Consider the following 17,732-nt stretch of genomic DNA (forward strand, 5'->3'; position numbering starts at 1 on the left):
GCATGAACATCGCCCATTGGCTGCTGGACGCGGCCCAACGCTGGCCGCAGCGCCCGGCGCTGTTCGAGGGCCGCCGCCAGGTGGCCGACTACCAGGGTTTTGCCGCGCGGGTCCGGGCCCGCGCCCTGCACCTGCGGCACGACCACAGCATCGCCGCCGGGGACCGGGTGGCCTTGCTGATGAAGAACAGCTGCGACTACCTGGAACTGCTCTACGCCATCTGGTGGAGCGGGGCGGTGGCGGTGCCGGTCAACAGCAAGTTGCATCCGCGGGAGGCGGCCTGGATCGTCGGCAATGCCGGGGCCAGGTTGATCTTCACCGACGGCGGCCGGACCTTCGAGCTGCAGGATCTGCCCGCCGATTGCCGCGAGCTGCCCGGCGAAGTCATGCCGGCGCCGGCGGGCGCCCCGGACGGCGAACTGCGCGAGCCCTGGCCGTGCGCCGACGATGAGCTGGCCTGGCTGTTCTACACCTCGGGCACCACCGGCCGTTCCAAGGGGGTGATGCTGTCCCACGGCAACCTGATCGCCATGTCGCTGTGCTACCCGCTGGATGTCGATCCGGTGCAGGCCGGCGATGCGCTGGTCTATGCCGCGCCGATGTCCCACGGTGCCGGGCTGTACAACTTCATTCACGTGCGCTGTGGTGCCCGGCACGTGGTGCCGGAGTCCCGGGGGTTCGATGCGCCAGAGCTGTTCGGGCTGGCGCAGGAACTGGGGCAGGTCAGCCTGTTTGCCGCGCCGACCATGGTCAAGCGCATGGTCGAGCAGGCCCGGCAGCAAGGCTATGACGGCACGGGCATCAAGACCATCGTCTACGGTGGGGCACCGATGTACCGGGCGGACCTGGCCCAGGCCCTGGACACCTTCGGCCCGCGGCTGGTGCAGATCTACGGCCAGGGCGAGTGCCCGATGAGCATCAGCGCGCTGTCCCGGGAGCTGATCGCCGAGCGCCAGCACCCGGATTGGCCGGCGCTGGCGGCGTCGGTGGGGCGCCCGCATGCCTGTGTCGAAGTGCGCATCCTCGATCCCCGGGGACAGCCCCTGCCGGCCGGCGAGCCCGGGGAAATCGCCGTGCGCGGCGCCCCGGTGATGCACGGCTACTGGGACAACCCGGCCGCTACCCGGGCGACCCTGGTGGAGGGCTGGTTGCTCACCGGCGATATCGGTTTCCTCGACAGCCGCGGCTTCCTGACCCTGACCGACCGCTCCAAGGACGTGATCATTTCCGGCGGCAGCAACATCTACCCGCGGGAAGTGGAGGAGGTGCTGATGCAGCATCCCCAGGTGTTCGAGGTGTGCGTGGTGGGCCAGGCGGATGCCGAATGGGGCGAGTCGGTGGTGGCCTTCGTGGTTGCGCGCGACCCCGACGGCCTGGACCCGCAGGTGCTCAACCAGTGGTTCGTGACGCGCATGGCGTCGTTCAAGAAACCGCGCAAATACCTGTTTTGCGCCGAGCTGCCGAAGAACAGCTACGGCAAGATTCTCAAGACCCGCTTGCGTCAGTGGCTGCAGGACCCGACCGGGGCCGTTACCGACCGCTGAACGCACTTTCCCATGGACCGCAGTACGACAGGAGTCTCCCAACATGGACGTGTCCTCTTGCAACCCCCAGCGCCAGCGGCGCCGGGCCTTTATCGGCGCCACCTCCGGCCACTTGATCGAGTGGTACGACTACGGCGTCTACGGCTTTCTGGCGCTGTACATCGGCAAGGCGTTCTTCGTCTCCGATGACCCCACCAGCAGCCTGCTGGCGAGTTTCGCGGCCTTTGCCCTGAGCTTTTTCATCCGGCCCCTGGGCGGCCTGTTCTTTGGTCCGTTGGCGGACCGCATCGGCCGGCGCCGGACCCTGATCACGGTGCTGGTGCTGATGGCCGGCTCGACCTTCCTCCTGGGCCTGTTGCCGACCTACGCCAGCATCGGCATCGCCGCGCCGGTCATCCTGGTGCTGATCCGCTGTGTGCAGGGGTTTTCCGCCGGTGGCGAGATCGGCACCATCACCAGCTTCATTGCCGAATACGCCGGCCCCGGGCGCCGCGGCTTCGCCACTTGCTGGCTGATGGTCACCGCGGTGCTCGGTCTGTTGCTGGGCGGCGCGGTGGCCAACGGCATGACCTGGGGCCTGGGGGCGCAAGTGATGCAGGACTGGGGCTGGCGCATTCCGTTCCTGCTCGCCGGTCCTTTGGGCTTCATTTCCCTGTACATCCGCCTGAAGCTTGAAGACAGCCCGGAGTTCCTCGCCCTGGTGCAGGCCGGAGAGACCTCCAAGGCGCCACTGCGCGAAGTCTGGCAGTGGAAACGCTCGATTGCCCTGGTGTTTTTCATCATCACCCTGCATAGCTCGATCTTTTACCTGGTGCTGACCTTCGCCTCGACCTACATGTCCAACACCCTCAAGTTCGACAGTGGCACCACCTTGCTCTATGTGTTCGTCGCCAGCCTCTCGGCGGCCCTGGTCATGCCCCTGGGCGGAGCCTTCACCGACCGCTACGGCCGAAAGCCGTTCCTGATGGTGATCGGCACCCTGGCTACCCTGGCCATGTACTGGTTCTTCAAGACCGCGCCCAACGCCACTCCGGCCACGCTGTTCTGGCCGTTGATGGCGGTGGCGATCCTGTTCGGGCTCTACGCGTCGTCGACCTACGCGCTGATGAGCGAACTGCTGCCCACCCGCATCCGCTCCACTGGTATCGCCGTGGCCTACAACATTCCGGTGGCGGTGTTCGGCGGCAGCGCGCCGCTGATTTCCACCTGGCTGATCAAGCTCACCGGCGACATCACCGCGCCCTGGTACTTCTACGTGGCCACCGGCGTGGCGTCGCTGATTGCCCTGGTGGTGCTGCGCAAGGAAGACTTCGTTGCCTGTGCCACGGAGCACCCGGCAAGGCAGTCAGACGCCGCCTTGAGCCTGCCCACCGTCGGCGCATGAGCCAAGCGCGGATCTGGTCGGTGGCGCGACCGACCAGATCCGAGCTGTCACAACTGGGCGGGTTGATTGCCCGCTATCGGCATCGGCTGCCCCAGGCGCTCGCGGGCAGTCAGCAGGCGGATCAGCGGTGAGGCGATGAAGGTGCTGATGATCGCCATGATCACCAGGATGGTGAAGTACTCTTTGGGCAGCACGCCAAGGTCATAACCGACGTTGAGCACCACCAGTTCCATCAAGGCGCGGGTGTTCATGCAGACCCCGATCAGCGCCGAGTTTCGCGGGCTTTCTCCCAGCAGCCGGCTGGAACCGTAGGCCCCGAAGAACTTGCTGGCAAATGCCACCAGGCACACCAGCAGACAGTTGAGCAGGGCGTTACTGCCCTCCAACGAACCAACGTCGGTTCGCAGGCCCGTATAGGCGAAAAATACCGGCAGGAAGAACGCGTTGACCAAGCCGCCGACCTTGGCGTTCCACTGGGCGACAAAGGGCCGGTGAGTATGCAGCGCCACGCCCATGATGAAGCCGCCAATGATCGAGAACACCCCTATCAGGTTGGTGATGACGGCGCTGGCAAAGAGCACGATCAGCATCAGTGAAATGCCGTGTGCCGACAGGGGCCGACGCTCCAGGTCGCCGATGATCCAGCGCAGGATCAAGGGGCGGACCTGCCACAGCACCACGACGATGAACAGCGCCAGGGCCAGCATCCTCAGGAGCGAGGTCCAGACGTTGAAGTTCGAGGCAATGATCGAGGTCACGCCGCCCAGGATCAGCCAACCGCATACATCGTCGATTGCCGCGGCACCGATGGTCAGGGTCGCCACCCGTGATCGCGACAGGCCCAGTTCCATGAAAATGCGCCCCAGAATCGGCAGGGCGGTGATTGACAGGGCTGTGGCGAAGAACAGTTGAAAGGCCAGCAGCGGAGGCCGCTCACCGGTTATCTGCAGCCAGAAAAATTCGGCGCTGAAAAAGCCGCTGGCGAAGGGCACCAGCAAGCCCCCAAGACTGATGAAGATGATCGAACGCTTGCGGCCTTTGAGGTGCGCGCCAAATTCGAACTCCAGGCCCACCTGGAACATCAGCAGAATCAGCCCGACCTGAGCCGTCGCGATGAATGCGGTAGAGGTCTGCGGCACGAAGATGCTGTGCAACAGCTCTGGAAAAAAATACCCCAGCAAGCTTGGGCCCAGCACCAGGCCTGCAAGGATTTCACCGGCCACCGGGGTTTGTCCCAGGCAGCGGGTGCTGAGCCAGGAGATCACCCGGCTGACGGAAAAGATCACGATCAGCTGGATCAGGAACAGCAACGTCAGGTGTTCGGCCTGGGAGCCCACAGCCGATTGCCCCATGGGTGGGCTGGCGGGCTGTTGGGTTGTCGCACTGGTGGTTTGCATAGAGACTTCCTATCCCTTGAAGTGTGAAAGCGCTGGCTTGAGCCAGCCACCAAACTGAGTTTGCAGAAATACTGCGGCGTCCAGCAGCAAAGCGTCCTGGCCGGGTCCGGCGACCAATTGCACGGCCACCGGGCAACCTTGATCCAGGCGCCCCATTGGCACGCTGAGGGCCGGCAGGCCCAGGGCGTTGAACAGGGCGCAGTAAGCAACGTCTAAGGGGCGCTTGAGGGCATGCCCGTGTTCCGGCGCAACGCCTGGCGTGACGGGCATCAGCAGCACGCTATGGCCGTCGAAGAGCTCGGCGAAGGCTCGTTGCAAGTGATCGCGCTGGGCAAGAAAACGTCCCAGTCCCGGGTTGCCCAGGGCGTCGCCGACACTGTCCAGCCAGGTCGCCAGCAACGGCCCCGTAGCATGTCGCGCACGCCCTGCAAGGCTGGCGCGGGCTGCCCGCCAATAGCTCAGCGGCTGCCCATCGCCCAGGTAGTCCGCCAGGCGGACCTGCGCCTCAAGCTTGAGCACCGCCAGCCAGATGAAAAAGGCGTTGTGCATGCCCGGTTCCTGCCAGGCATGCAGCGTGGCGCCCTGGCTGGCCAGGCATTGCCCGGCGTCGTTCAAGGCCTGGGAGACAGCCTCGGACACCGGGCTGCTCCATTTCATCCTCTCAGGCAGGTACAGGTGTACCCGCCTCAGGCGCGCGGGTTCGGCAACGGGCGCAAACCGCGAATGGATATTGCGGTCGATGCCATCGGGCCCGGCGATGATCTGCAGGACTTCGCTCAAGTCCTCGGCATGTCGGCACAGTGGGCCAGCCGCAAAATGAGCGGATACCGCCTGCGCGTTCGCTTGCTCGCGACCACGCTCGTCCAGTGGCAAATGACCGCTCAAGGGCACCAGGCCGCGCGATGGCTTGAGACCGAAGACCCCATTGAACGCGGCGGGAATGCGCACTGAGCCAGCGCCATCGGTGCCGAGGGCAAAGGGCACGCAGGCGCTGGCCACCATGACCGCATCGCCGCCGCTGCTGCCTCCGGCGGTGCGCGAGGCGCGATACGGGTTGAGCGTGCGGCCATAGAGCAGATTGTCGGTTTCCGGCCACAGGGCCATCTCCGCCTGGTTGCCCAGCGCCACGGGAATGCCCCCCGCGCTGATCAGGCGCTGGGCAACCGTGGCCGTCGAGGAGGCCGTAACCTGCCGACGCAAGGTCGAGCCGCAGGTCTGTGGCCACCCCGCGAGCCCCAGGCCTTCCTTGATCGAGAAGGGCACTCCATGCAAGCGTCCCAGGGGGTGGCCCCGCAAGACATCAGCTTCTGCCCGACGCGCAGCGCTACGGGCGCAGCGGTAGAGTTCGACCGCTATCGGGTTGCACAGGGCCTGGATCTCTTGGCAGCGCTCGATGGACTGTTCCACCAGTTCGACCGGCGAGATGTCCTTGCGCTTGATCAGGTGCGCCAGTTGTACCGCGCTCAGCTCCAGCAACGCGGGCGGGCGGCCGCAGGAGGCCGACGGCGTCAGCGCGGACATCAACGGCGGGCCAGATCGAGAAAACCGCCGTCATTGCCAAAGGGCGACTTCAGCAGTTCCGGCGACTCGCCATATTTGTAGAACAGCGAGGGCTTGAGCCTCAGGCTCAGAGACCGCGCCAGATCCTGCACCACGCCGCAGCTGTGGCGCAGCAACAGTTTCAAGTGCCGCGGCGTCGCTGACCACTTGACCATCTTCATCAGGCGGACCCGCAGTGCGGCCGAACGCAGGTAGTAATGCGCGGCATACAGCGGCCGGGCGCGATGTTCGGCCTTGTACAGGTCGAAGTTGATGGTGCGCGAGTACAGGTTCGGCATCATCTCCGGGCTCAGGCCCGGGTTGGAACGGCGGACTTCCTGCAGCAGGCAGGCAAAGGGCAGGGGAGAAGGCTGCAACTCCCGGGGGTAGCGCGGCAGCAGGTCGGCAAACTGCTGGGCCTGGTGCCCATCGAGGAAGTCGCCGGTCATGTACATCGGCAGCACGACGTGGAAGTAGGCCATGTTGGCGAACAACAGGGTCCAGCCCATCATGAACGGGTCGTCCATGACCTCGTACCATTTGCTCCAGGTGTCCTGCAGCGCCAGTTGCGCTTGAATGTGAGACTCCAGGCAGTTGACATAGGCCGGGGTCAAGCTGGCATGGAGGTCCTTTTCGATCATGGCCGCGATCTGCGGAATCTGCTGTGCCACATAGGCCAGCCCGGCGCTGTTGGCCGGATCGAAGGTGAACGCGGCGTCGCCGAGCAGGAACCAGCCGTCGGTGGAGTAGTACTGCCGTGCTTCATACATGTAGTTGTACATGGCGTGGGCATCGACCACCTGGCCGCTGGCGATCAGTTCGGTGATCACCGGATGATCGGCCATGACCTTGTCGGTGAACTGTTCGAGGGTGCCGATCTTCTGCTCGATCATGTCCGGACGGTAGGTGATGCCGATGCTGATCATGTCTTTGCCATCGTCGCTGCGCATCGGGATCATCCAGATCCAGTAGCCCTTCCCATAGAAGTGATGGGTGACGTAATAGGGGTCGTAGCAGTGGTGCTTGACCTTGTGGATATCGATGGTGGACAGCAGGTTGCGGTCGAAGTCCTTGAGGCGGAACCAGAAGGTGCTGCGCTGATAGGTGGGTTCCTTGTGCAGCTTGAGCTTCTTGGCCATGAAGCGGTTGCGTCCGGTGGCATCGACGATCCAGTCCGCGGTCAGTTGCTGGGGCGCGTCGCTGTCGCTGCGCAAGGTCAGCAGGTGAGTGGCATGCTCGCCCTGGTGCAGGTCCACCGCACTGACGTCGGCCTCGATCATCTGCACTTGATGCTCGTCGACGATCCGCCGCAGGTCCCGGTCGAAACTGAACCGGTTGAGGTTGTAGGCCGGCATGCGAATCACCCCCGGCGCCTCATGCACCACATAGTTGCGGCATTCCGGGTTGTTGCGCAGCTTCAGGTAATAGGTCAGGCCGTACTTGTGGTAGTGCTTCTCCTCCAGCAGGCTGCCCAGTCCCAGGCCCTTGAAGAAGTGGGTGGTCAACTCAACCGTCGACTCGCCCACTATCGGGCGCTTTCGATCCGGGCGGCCGATCAGGATGACCTCGACTCCGGGGAGGCGTTTCTTGAAGTACAGGGCAGCCAGGTGACCGGCAACGCCGGCCCCCATGATAGCGATACGTTTCATTGGCTCAGTCCGTGAACAAATAGGGAGGGCCGAAGGTGCGACGGCCTTCGGCCGGGGGGTGAACGGTTTAGCGGCCAGCAGCCTCGATCAGGGTCGCGGGTTCGACGCGTTCCGAGTAGTCGACATTGACAAAGGCGTGGCGAATCACCCCGTCCTGGCCGATCACGAAGGCGCTGGCCATTGGCAGCGTCAGGGCATCCGAGCCGTTGAAGACTTTCAAGTCGGCGCCCAGCGAGCGGTAGACCGCGTCCAGTTCATCCTCAAGCTTGAAGACGATGCCGTATTGCTCGGCCAGGCGGTTTTCCGGGTCGCTGAGCAGCAAGTAGCGAATGCCCAGCGCCTCACGGGTCTTGGCCGAGGATTGCGGTGTCTGCGCCGATACCGCGACCAGGGTGGCGCCGGAGGCTGCCAGGTCGCCGACCATCTGTTGGTAGGCGCTCAAGGCCAGGTTGCAGAACGGGCACCACAGGCCGCGGTAGAACACCAGTACCAGGGGGCCCTTGTCGAGCAGTTGGCGCAGGTCGACATCCTGGCCATCCGGGTCCTTGAGCACCGCCAGCGGCGCCTTGTCCCGGGCTTTCAGGGCCTTGGCTGCCAGGCCGCTGTCGACCAGTGCCTGCAGTGAGGCCGCGAACTTCTGCAGGATCTCGCCCGGCAGTTGTTCGGCCATCTGCTGTTTTGCGCCTTGCAGCTTTTCCTTGAGAGACATGCGTAACTCCTTTTTTCTAGTGAGACAGGCTTCGGGTAGCCCGGGTGTGAATCCTGTGGGAGGCCTTGCAATCGGGTGGGTAACGTTGAAACAGCTGGCGAACCCAGTCCGGGCGCGTCTTGCTGGCATCGTTGAGCCAGTTGGCGACAGAGTCCTGGGGGTATTTCTGGCTTTCGGCGAGCAGCGGGATCAGTAGCGGCTCGGCTAATTCCGGGGTGTTCTTGAGGGCGGCGATGTGCTCGCACCAGACGCCTCGGGGGCGCAGGATCTCAATGCTGAAGCGGCGGATCAGCGGGTCTTCGCTGAGCGCGTATTGGCGCAGCAGGGGCAGGGCCGTCGCAAGGTCCTGGCTGAGCAAGGGCCGCAAGGCGATCCAGGCCCATTCGCGCACGCCGAAGTGGCTGTCGCAGGCAAAGTGCAGCTGGCTCTGGATCGCCGTGGCCAGGGATTGATTGCGTTCGCGGTAGGCATTGGCGAAGGCCGCCCAACTGCGCACGGTGTCCGATGGATGGGCCTGCAACAGGGTCCAGGCCTGTTGGCGAGCGGGCGGTGCGGCGAGCTCCAGCCATTGCCCGAGAGTCAGCCCCAGGGCGGCGATTCTTTTCGAAATGCCCTGTTTCTCGGTCGCCTGGGCGGCGGCGACCAGCGCCTGTCCCAGGCTCTCGTCGAGCTGGCCGGCAATGGCCGTGGCCAGCGCGGTCTGGTCAACGGCCAGGCACTGCGCCAGGTTGCGGGTCTCGATCAGTCCCTGATTGATCAGGTGGGTGGTGTCTTCACTCATGGCAGGCTACCGGCTCGGGGTTGGCAAGGGGCGCTCGGGTGTCGGCAGGCAGGCAGTAGCGGCCTGGCGAGAGCAGATGATGGGGATCAAGGGCGTGCTTGAGGCGTGCCCCCAGTTGCCAGGCGGGTTGTTGCCGGTCCGCCAGCAACGGCATGAATGCCACCGGCACGCGATAGGGCACGATCCCCCGAGCCTTGCCCAGTTGGAACAGTTGCTGATAGCAGTCATGGGCCCGTGCGGATGCCTGAGGGTCGCTGCGCGCAAACAGCAATGGCACGGTGCAGTCAATGGCCCGGGTCGAGAGCGTGGTCAGGGTGATCGGGCAGAGCATGTCCTGCATCTGGCACTGCTCGTTCATGGCCTGCAGGAAGTCTTCGATCAACTGCTTCTTGAACGGCAGTACCGGGGCGTACCAGATCAGCCCGCAGTGGTCGCGCGCGGGGTTCAGGCCAGGTCCGGGGGGCGGTTTGGCTCCGGCGCTGTAGGCCAGCGGCAGGGCCACCTCGTTGGGGCGCCCTTCCATCAGTTCAACGCCGAGCAACATCTTTTCCAGGGTCCGCTGCCAGCGCCGCGCCCAACTCCCCGGCAGCCGCTGCAACAGGCCGTGCGCCAGGTCCAATTGGCGGTGAGTCTTGAACATCGAGCGATCGGCAAAGCCCTTGAGTTCGCGCCGGATCATGCGCTTGAGCGATGCTTGCTGGTCCGCGTGGCAATAGATCGAACCGACCCCCATCCAGGCCGGCAGCCCCAGGCTATCGGCGGCCTGGCGCAGTTGTTCGCCGGAGCGTCCGGCGAGGCCCTGGCCTTCACTGGCCATGGTCAGCAGGCGAGTGCGGTTCATGAGGTTGATGCCGCCCACCTGGCCCTGGGCCTGTTCGAGGATACGCCGCACACCCTCCAGCGCCGGACCAAGCCTGGCCGGGTCTTCGATCCAGAAATAGAACGGCTGAATGATCTGGGGTTTTCTCACCAGGGCGAGGCTCATCTGGGTCACGATGCCCAACCCGCTCTGGCTGAACAGGCCGTCCAGATAGGGGCCCACGCCCCATTTGAAACACGGACTGGCGGCTCCCATCGACAGCGGCGAGCGGTAGATCTGGCCGTCGGGCAGCACCGCCTCCAGGGCCAGGACGGCTTGGAAGTGGTCGGTCTGCGGGGTGATGCCGTAACCGCGCTCCAGTGCGTTGCCCAGCAGGCTGCAAGAGGGACCGGCGCCGGTTACCGGGGTCAGGTAGGGCAGGCCACGTTCTTGCAGGTATTGCGCCAGCGCGCCTTGGGTAACGCCGGGCTCGAGTGTGACGACTGAGAGCTCCTGGTCGAACGACAGAATCCGCGTCATGCCCGACAAATCCATGACGACGCAGTGCTCGCGACCGGTCGCGGCACAACCGTAGCCCCAGTTGTTACCGGTACTGATGGGGTGCAAGGCGATGCGGTGCCTCTGGGCAATGGCCACACAGGCCGCCACTTGCTCGCTGGAAAGGGGCGCGATCACTGCCTGGGCATAGGCCGGTGAATGCATGGTGTCGTGCTGCACGTGGGCGATGCCGGCGTGATCGAGGCGCACTTGCGACGCTCCCAGAACGTCGCGCCACTGCTCCAGGGCGGCCTGCAGGCGGGTGCTTTCAGAAAGCACTGGCCAACCCTCCCAACCGCAGGAACAGGCGCAGTTGCTGTACATCGGCCTTGCGGCTGGCTGGCAGCGCGGCATAACGGCGCTTGAACTCCGGCTTCATGGTCTTGACGCAGCGTCGCTTGGGCGTGCGGATCACCATCATCAATGGGCTCAGTGCCGTGCTGTAGACCTTGGCGCAAGGCCCCAGGTAGCTGGCCGCCAGCGTCTGGAACTCTTCCAGGGAGAAGGCCGCCAACAGCGAGTGGCGGTAGTCCAACAGGGTTTCCCGATCGGCGCCGTCGCTGGCGCGCTGAACGAAATAATCCACCGATTCGGTTGATTTCAGGCGCCCGAAGTCATTCAGGTAAATGGCGCGATCGTTACGCAGCACCCGGGCAATGTTCCTGAAGGTGGACTCCAGCTGTTCCAGGCTCGCCAGGTGGTGCAGGGCCATGGAGGAAATCACCACGTCGACACTGCGGTCGCCGATCCGGCCCAGGCGAGACATGTCGTCCTCAATCAATTCAACGTTGTCGATGCCTTGTTGCCGAATCGAATCCCGGGCGATGTCGAGCATGTTTCTTGATAGGTCGACCCCCACGAATTCGGCCCGCGGGTTGAGTCGCGCCACCTGCAGCAGCAGGCTGGCGGGCCCGCAGCCGATATCCAGGACAACGTCCCCGGGCTTGATCAGCGCGCACATCTGCGCCGCGTGATACAGGTAGGTTCCAGAGAGGGCCTGGCCCTGTCCGGCACTGTTGGCATAGGACGCAACGCTGGGCTGGGCCTCCATGACCAGCTCCGGTTCCGGTGTGCGAATGAACGGCTGTTTAGTGGTGATTTCTCTGTAAATCGCCCGCAGCAATCCCGTATCCATGACTCATCCTCCATGAAATGATGTGTGAAATTCGGCAGGGGAAGGGCGTGTTTACGCCAGGGCCAGCGCCCGTTTGATGCGGTTGCTCAGGTGCCTGCCATGGACCCCGCAGCGGGCCATGTGGATCAGCACGTCCTGTTGCTGCCAGCGATGCACGCCAGCATCGGCCGGCAGGCGAATCGCATCGAAGTCGCGCTGGCAGAAAAATTCGAAGAAGTTGGTGCTCTTTCCCGCGACCGCCAATTTGACCCCGGAGGACTGATAAACGCTCTTGAAGCTGTCCTGGGCGTCTGCCAGCCCCAGTGACAAAGGCTGGGAAAGGGCGTCGTTGAGCTTGGTGTAGCGCTCCACACGGCCAATCGGCGAAAAGAACAGCACCTTGCGATAGAAGGAGCTGGCCCTGGGATGCACGGCAATCAGCAGCTTTTCAATCCCGCGGTAGTGCATTGCCCATCGGAACATCGCGTTGTAGAGCATCAGCGGCACACCCTTGCCACGGTAATGCGCGGATACCGCGAGGGTCCCGACTTCGGCCAGGCGCTGGCCCGACAGACGCTGCAGCAGGACTTCGTTGCCGTGAACTTCTTCCATCGGCAATCCCAGCATCGAGTCTTCGATCAATGACACCGTGCCGATGACCTGCTGTTCCTTGATCGCGACGAAGGTCGTGGTGCCAGGTAGCAGGTGAAAGGCAGAAAAACGCATGCCGGCACGGCAGACGGTGGAGATTCCCCGGCGTGCATAACTCTCGTTGACCAGTCGCAGGGCTTCTTCCAGCTCGAAGAGGCTTTGTATCGGGCGGAACTCGAAGCCCTCGATGGCCAGGGGCGCGCGGGCGATGCGCGTGAGAAACAGGTGGCGGTAGAGCGGGGGAGGAATGTAACGCTCCAATGAGGCCAGGCTATGCCTGAGCGTATCGACGCTACTGTGAAGACGCGGCTTCCTGCCGAAATTGGTCATTACCTTTTGACTCTGCAACATCAGTCACCTCCATGTGTTGCTACTACCATTGACGCCCGGCGCTAATCCCCGTCAGGAGGTTGCAGTGCCAGGGCGGGGCTTGCAGAAATGCAATAGATCGCTTCAGTCAGCGCCTGGCGTTGTTCCGCGCTCAGGCCTTCGATAATGCTGCAGATCCAATCGGTGTGATCGGCGAACACTTCGTCCACCACCTGCTTGCCTTCCGCGGTCAGGTTGATGATCAGCTTGCGTCGATCCGTCGGGTCTGGCTTGCGCTTGATGAAACCATCGCCTTGCAGGCCATCGAGCAGTCCGGTCACGGTGCCGGTGGTGATGGACAAGCGCGTCGCGAGTTCCAGTGGCGAGAGTTTCCCGCCCGCACTCTTGAGGGTCAGCATGATCACGAAGCGCCCCTCTGAAAGGCTGTAGCGGGCAAGCCGTACAGCACAGACGCGGTTGATGGTCGCTGCGGCCGAAAGCAGTTCGAAGCACAGTCTGACGCTCTCGCGAGCGTCGGGAGAAATGTTCTCCAGTGCCTGCAGCATGATGTGATGTTTGTTCTCTAAAATATTCATAAGGCGCAGTTTATCTTGGCGCCTTACTAAGTCAACGGTTAATTCTTTTGGTTTCTTTTGTTGGTTTTAACGTGTTGTTTTATATGGATTTAATTTGATATTTGCGGCGTGGGAGGGGGAGGTTTGGAGGGGCAATTGGTGACTTGTTTGTGTCATTCATTTGGCGCCATCAATGCGCCTTTGCAGCAGGGCGCGGCGCTTGATCTTGATGGCGAACAGGTAGCACCGTTCCTTGGTGCTAGCGGGGGCCGGTTGAGGTCATGAGCGCGCGGGGATCAACCTGCGCTTGCCGCGCCAACCCAGTTGATAGGCGATGCCCAGCCAGATAAACCACGCCGGCATCACGCACAGTGCCAGGCGGGTGTCCGGGCGCAGGGCCAGCAGGCCGAGGACGAACAGCAGGAAGGCCAGGGCGAACCAGGCCATGGGCACGCCGCCGGGCATCTTGTAGCGCGAGCGGGCGTGCAGTTCGGGGTGCTTGCGACGGTAGGCGATGTAGGACGCCAGGATGGTCGACCAGGTGAAGATCACCAGGATCGCCGACACCGTGGAAACGATGGTGAAGGCGGTCATCACCTCGGGGACGATGTACAGCAGCAGGACCCCCAGCAGCATCAGCAGGCAGGTGAAGGCCAGGCTGGTCACCGGCACGCTGTGCCGCGACAGGTGCTTGAACAGTCGCGGCGCGTTGCCCTGGTCGGACAGGCCGAAGAGCATGCGGCTGGCGGAGAACACGCCGCTGTTGGCCGAGGAGGCTGCCGAGGTCAGGACCACGAAGTTGACGATGCCCGCCGCCGCGGGAAAGCCGGCGATCAGGAACAGTTCGACGAAGGGGCTCTTGTTCGGCGACACCTGCTGCCAGGAGGTCACGGCGATGATGCAGGCCAGGGCCAGCACGTAGAACAGGATGATGCGCAGGGGGATGGCGTTGATCGCCCTGGGCAGGGTGCGCTCCGGGTCGCGGGTTTCCGCGGCGGCGGTGCCGATCAGTTCGGTGCCGGCGAAGGAGAAGATCGCCATCTGGAAACCGGCGAAGAAGCCCATCAGGCCGTTGGGCAGGGCCGCTTGCCGGTCCAGCAGGTGGCTCAGCGAAGCGCTCACGCCGGACGGCGAGACAAAGGCCGTGGCGATCAGTACCAGGCTCACGCTGATCAGGGTGACCACGGCGATGATCTTGATGATGGCGAACCAGAACTCCACCTCGCCGAACAGCTTCACCGTGAGCACGTTGAGGGCGAACAGGGTCAGCAGCATGACGATGGCGGGGATCCAGGCCGCGACGCCGGGGAACCAGTACTGGAAGAAGCCGCCCACCACCACCGCGTCGCCCACCACCGCCACACTCCAGCTCAGCCAATAGGACCAGCCGAGAAAAAAGGCCGCCCGCGGCCCCAGGTAGGCGCCGGCAAAATCGGCAAAGCTCTTGAACTTCAGGTTCGACAGCAGCAGTTCGCCCATGGCACGCATCACCAGGAACACGAACAGGCCGATGATCATGTAGATCAGGATGATCGAGGTGCCGGACATGGCGATGATCTTGCCCGAGCCCATGAACAGCCCGGTGCCGATGGCACCACCCATGGCCATGAGCTGGATATGACGGTTGTGCAGGGTGCGCTGCAGCGCCGGACGCTCGGCGGCGCCCAAGGTATCTGGAGTCATCTCAAAACCTCTTGATTTTATAGTTGTCGAGTTTTGGCAGTGAAAGGTGCTGGGGACTGCGCGCTGTGGTTGTAGGTCGGGGTGGCGCAGCCGGTTCGGAGCGGGCCGCTGAACCGGGGCACGCGGCGCTGGCCCGGTTCAGCGATCCCGGTGCTTTCAGCCGCTGGCCAACCGGCGCGGGGCGCCGGCAGCGGCTGTGGGGCACTGCTCGATCAGTTGGAACAGGTCCTTGATGTTGGTCGGGGTGGGCACCAGCCGGATCTGCTCGCCGATGCCATGCTCGCGTGCCAGGTCATGCAGGTAGCGCAGGGAGGCGAAGTCTTCCAGGGCAAAGCCCACCGAATCGAACACCGTGACCTGGTCGGCCTGCTCGCGGCCCGGCTCCAGGCCCTGGGCGATGCGGAAGTATTCGGTCACCGCAAAGTCCGCCGGCAGTTGCTGGATGTCGCCCTCGATACGGGTCTGCGGCTCGAACTCGACGATCACCCGGGCATGCCGCAGGATCTCGGCGTGCAGTTCGGTCTTGCCCGGGCAATCGCCGCCCACGGCGTTGAGGTGCATGCCGGGTTCGATCAGCTCCGGAGTGAGGATGGTGGCGTAGGCCTTGTCCGCGGTCACCGTGGTGACGATATCGGCACCCTTGACCGCCTCGGCCACGGAACCGGCGATGTGCACTTTTAGGCCCGGCCAGGCTTGCAGGTTGTGCTGCAGCTTGTGCGAGGCGGCCGGGTCGATGTCGAAGATCCGCAGCTCGTCGATGCCGAGCATGTCGTGGAAGGCGATGGCCTGGAACTCGCTCTGGGCACCATTGCCGATCAGCGCCATGACTCGGCTGTCCGCGCGGGCCAGGGACTGCGCCACCAAGGCCGAGGTGGCGGCGGTGCGCACTGCGGTGGTCAGGGTCAGTTCACTGAGCAGCACCGGGTAGCCGCTGTCGACGTCGGCCAGCACGCCGAAGGCCATCACGGTCAGCAACTGCCTCGCCGGGTTGCCGGGGTGGCCGTTGACGTACTTGAAGGCGTACTGCCGGCCATCGTCGGCGGGCATCAGTTCGATCACCCCGGTGGCTGAATGGTTGGCGGTGCGCGGGGACTTTTCAAAGGCCTGCCAGCGTCGATAGTCGGCCTGGATGTAGCCGGCCATCTCCCGGATCGCCCGGGCGATGCCCAGGTGTGCATACAGGGCCGCGGCGTGATCCACATCGATGAACAAGGTCATGGTGTTTTCCCTTTCGGTCAGTAGGTTGAGGGCTGTCTGGAGAAGCCCGGACGCACTAGCGGTTGGCGTGGCCGTGCAGCACGTTGACGGCGTTGATGCCGATCTCGTCGACCATGTAGCCGCCCTCCATGACGAACAGCGTCGGCGTGCCCACGCTGGCGATGACCTGGCCCATGTCCAGGAAGTCCTCGCTCTCCAGGAGGAAGTGGCTGATGGGGTCGTCCTTGAAGGTGTCCACCCCCAGCGACACCACCAGCAGCTCCGGGCTGAAGGCGCGCAGCCGGGCACAGGCTTGCACCAGGGCTTCGCGGTAGCGCTGCCAGGTGGTGCCCCGGGGCAGGGGAATGTTCAGGTTGCAGCCTTCGCCGGCACCGCTGCCGCGCTCCGAGGCGAACCCGGAAAAGTAGGGATAGGACACCGCCGGATCACCGTGCAGCGAGACGAACAGCACGTCGCCGCGGTCGTAGAAAATGTTCTGCGTGCCATTGCCGTGGTGAAAGTCCACGTCCAGCACCGCCACCCGCCCGGCGCCCCGGGTGATGGCCTGCTGCGCGGCAATCGCGGCGTTGTTCAGGTAGCAGTAGCCGCCCATGTATTCCCGCGCGGCGTGATGGCCTGGCGGGCGGCACAGGGCGAAGGCGCTGTCCTGGCCTTCGTCGATCAGCGCCAGGCCGGTGAGGGCGATATCGGCGCTGGTGCGTGCCGCGTCCCAGGTGCTGGCGGTGATCGGCGAGCCGGCGTCCATGGCGAAGAAACCCAGCTTGCCGTCGATGAACTCCGGCACCTGCTGGTTGGCCAGGTCGCGCACCGGCCAGACCAGGGGCAGGGCGTCGTGGCGGCGGCCGGTGGCGGTCCACTGGTTCCAGGCGTTTTCCAGAAAGGCCACGTAGCGTTCGCTGTGGGCGGCGACATAGCAGGCGCGGTCGAAGGCGCGAGGCCCGATGATCTCGCCAAGCCCCACGTGCCTGACCCGGTCACGCACCGTATCGGCCCGGCTGGGCTGCTCGAACGAGGGCTTGAGCACCCCGTCCTTCAATTCGGTGCCGTGGTGCAGGCGGTGGGATTCGCTGAAGACGGTAAGCATGCTGAAGGCATCCATTGTTGTTGTCCGGTGCAAATAGTTTGTTCCGGCATGGCGGCGATTTCTTTGCTTTGTCTTCGGATGAAACTAGAATTTTGGGTAATATTTTTCCCGTGAGTGGCTGATAGTGAAAAAAACTCCCAAGCGCGTCGCCCTCGACGACACCGACCTGGCGATCCTCGCCCTCTTGCAACAGGACGCGAGCATCTCCAATGCCGAGCTCAGCGAGCGCCTGTCCCTGAGCCTTACTCCCTGCTGGCGCCGGCGCAAGCGCATGGAAGAGGAGGGGGTGATCAAGGACTATCAGGCCAACCTCGACCGGCGCCTGCTGGGGCTGGACATCCTGGCGTTCGTCCATGTGCGTTTCGCCACCCACTCTGACCAGACCCCGGACGATTTCGAGAAGGTGATCATGCGTCTGCCCGAGGTCCAGGCCTGCCACAAGATCACCGGCGATGCCGACTACCTGCTGCAAGTGCTGGCCCAGGACCTGGACAGCTACAGCGACTTTGTCGAACACGTGCTCAGGCGCCAGCCGGGCATCGCCTCGATCCAGTCGAGCCTGGCGCTGCGCGAGGTCAAGGCCACCAGCCGCCTGGCGATTTCCCAGCCGCTGCCCAGGTAGGGCAGTGATTTCCCAGGTGATTACCCCTGTGGGGCCATGAAGCTCCATCTGTACAGCCATGTGCGCGCCGAGTGCGACGTTGCTCCGGTGCAGCGACGCCACTGGCTGTCGTTGTC

15 protein-coding genes are annotated in these 17,732 nt (G+C 64.0%); 3 read left to right on the forward strand and 12 right to left on the reverse strand.

Going from position 1 to position 17,732, the window contains the following annotated elements:
- Nucleotides 1-2: 2 nt before the first annotated feature.
- The gene (locus tag L1O02_RS12580) at nucleotides 3-1,544 is read left to right on the forward strand and encodes an AMP-binding protein (RefSeq protein WP_060839950.1); all 1,542 of its coding nucleotides are present in this window, start codon (nucleotides 3-5) and stop codon (nucleotides 1,542-1,544) included.
- Between the two features lie 43 nt (nucleotides 1,545-1,587).
- On the forward strand, nucleotides 1,588-2,928 hold the full coding sequence (locus L1O02_RS12585) for an MFS transporter (protein WP_060843987.1): 1,341 nt from the start codon (nucleotides 1,588-1,590) through the stop codon (nucleotides 2,926-2,928).
- 47 nt (nucleotides 2,929-2,975) lie between these two features.
- Here L1O02_RS12585 and L1O02_RS12590 read toward each other — a convergent pair whose 3' ends face one another.
- The 12 genes from L1O02_RS12590 to L1O02_RS12645 form a co-directional block, all read right to left on the reverse strand.
- Entirely contained in the window at nucleotides 2,976-4,325 is a 1,350-nt protein-coding gene (locus L1O02_RS12590; protein WP_060839948.1) for a cation:proton antiporter, read from the reverse strand.
- Nucleotides 4,326-4,334: 9 nt separating this feature from the next.
- Nucleotides 4,335-5,846, reverse strand: a complete 1,512-nt coding sequence (locus L1O02_RS12595) for an amidase (RefSeq protein ID WP_060843986.1) — start codon at nucleotides 5,844-5,846, stop codon at nucleotides 4,335-4,337.
- Nucleotides 5,846-7,513, reverse strand: a complete 1,668-nt coding sequence (locus L1O02_RS12600; protein WP_235759998.1) for a tryptophan 7-halogenase — start codon at nucleotides 7,511-7,513, stop codon at nucleotides 5,846-5,848. The genes L1O02_RS12595 and L1O02_RS12600 overlap by 1 nt, the downstream gene beginning before the upstream one ends.
- 67 nt (nucleotides 7,514-7,580) lie before the next feature.
- Nucleotides 7,581-8,222 (reverse strand): peroxiredoxin-like family protein, encoded by a 642-nt coding sequence (locus L1O02_RS12605; RefSeq protein ID WP_108545596.1) that lies wholly within the window; start codon nucleotides 8,220-8,222, stop codon nucleotides 7,581-7,583.
- A gap of 16 nt (nucleotides 8,223-8,238) precedes the next feature.
- Entirely contained in the window at nucleotides 8,239-9,003 is a 765-nt protein-coding gene (locus tag L1O02_RS12610; protein WP_235759999.1) for a DNA alkylation repair protein, read from the reverse strand.
- Nucleotides 8,996-10,639 carry an FAD-binding oxidoreductase gene (locus L1O02_RS12615; RefSeq protein ID WP_235760000.1) on the reverse strand — a complete coding sequence of 548 codons (1,644 nt, stop codon included), beginning with the start codon at nucleotides 10,637-10,639 and terminating at the stop codon, nucleotides 8,996-8,998. Before L1O02_RS12615 ends, L1O02_RS12610 begins: the two co-directional genes overlap by 8 nt.
- Nucleotides 10,629-11,495: a class I SAM-dependent methyltransferase gene (locus L1O02_RS12620; RefSeq protein ID WP_108545593.1), complete on the reverse strand. Its 867-nt coding sequence runs from the start codon at nucleotides 11,493-11,495 to the stop codon at nucleotides 10,629-10,631. The genes L1O02_RS12615 and L1O02_RS12620 overlap by 11 nt, the downstream gene beginning before the upstream one ends.
- 51 nt (nucleotides 11,496-11,546) lie before the next feature.
- Entirely contained in the window at nucleotides 11,547-12,476 is a 930-nt protein-coding gene (locus L1O02_RS12625; RefSeq protein WP_060843980.1) for a GNAT family N-acetyltransferase, read from the reverse strand.
- 41 nt (nucleotides 12,477-12,517) lie between these two features.
- Nucleotides 12,518-13,030 (reverse strand): MarR family transcriptional regulator, encoded by a 513-nt coding sequence (locus L1O02_RS12630; protein ID WP_060839940.1) that lies wholly within the window; start codon nucleotides 13,028-13,030, stop codon nucleotides 12,518-12,520.
- 258 nt (nucleotides 13,031-13,288) lie between these two features.
- On the reverse strand, nucleotides 13,289-14,692 hold the full coding sequence (locus L1O02_RS12635) for an amino acid permease (protein ID WP_060839939.1): 1,404 nt from the start codon (nucleotides 14,690-14,692) through the stop codon (nucleotides 13,289-13,291).
- A gap of 156 nt (nucleotides 14,693-14,848) precedes the next feature.
- Complete coding sequence (locus L1O02_RS12640) at nucleotides 14,849-15,910, reverse strand: ornithine cyclodeaminase (RefSeq protein WP_235760001.1); 1,062 nt, start codon at nucleotides 15,908-15,910, stop codon at nucleotides 14,849-14,851.
- Nucleotides 15,911-15,965: 55 nt separating this feature from the next.
- A complete protein-coding gene (locus L1O02_RS12645; protein WP_235760002.1) occupies nucleotides 15,966-16,994 on the reverse strand; it encodes a histone deacetylase family protein in 1,029 nt (342 codons plus the stop codon).
- A gap of 124 nt (nucleotides 16,995-17,118) precedes the next feature.
- On the opposite strand from L1O02_RS12645, the gene L1O02_RS12650 reads away from it, so the two are divergent.
- Nucleotides 17,119-17,616, forward strand: coding sequence for an Lrp/AsnC family transcriptional regulator (locus L1O02_RS12650; RefSeq protein WP_060839936.1), 498 nt, complete (start codon nucleotides 17,119-17,121; stop codon nucleotides 17,614-17,616).
- Nucleotides 17,617-17,732 lie beyond the last annotated feature (116 nt).

Source organism: Pseudomonas sp. BC42 (assembly GCF_021560055.1).
Taxonomy (GTDB): Bacteria; Pseudomonadota; Gammaproteobacteria; order Pseudomonadales; family Pseudomonadaceae; genus Aquipseudomonas.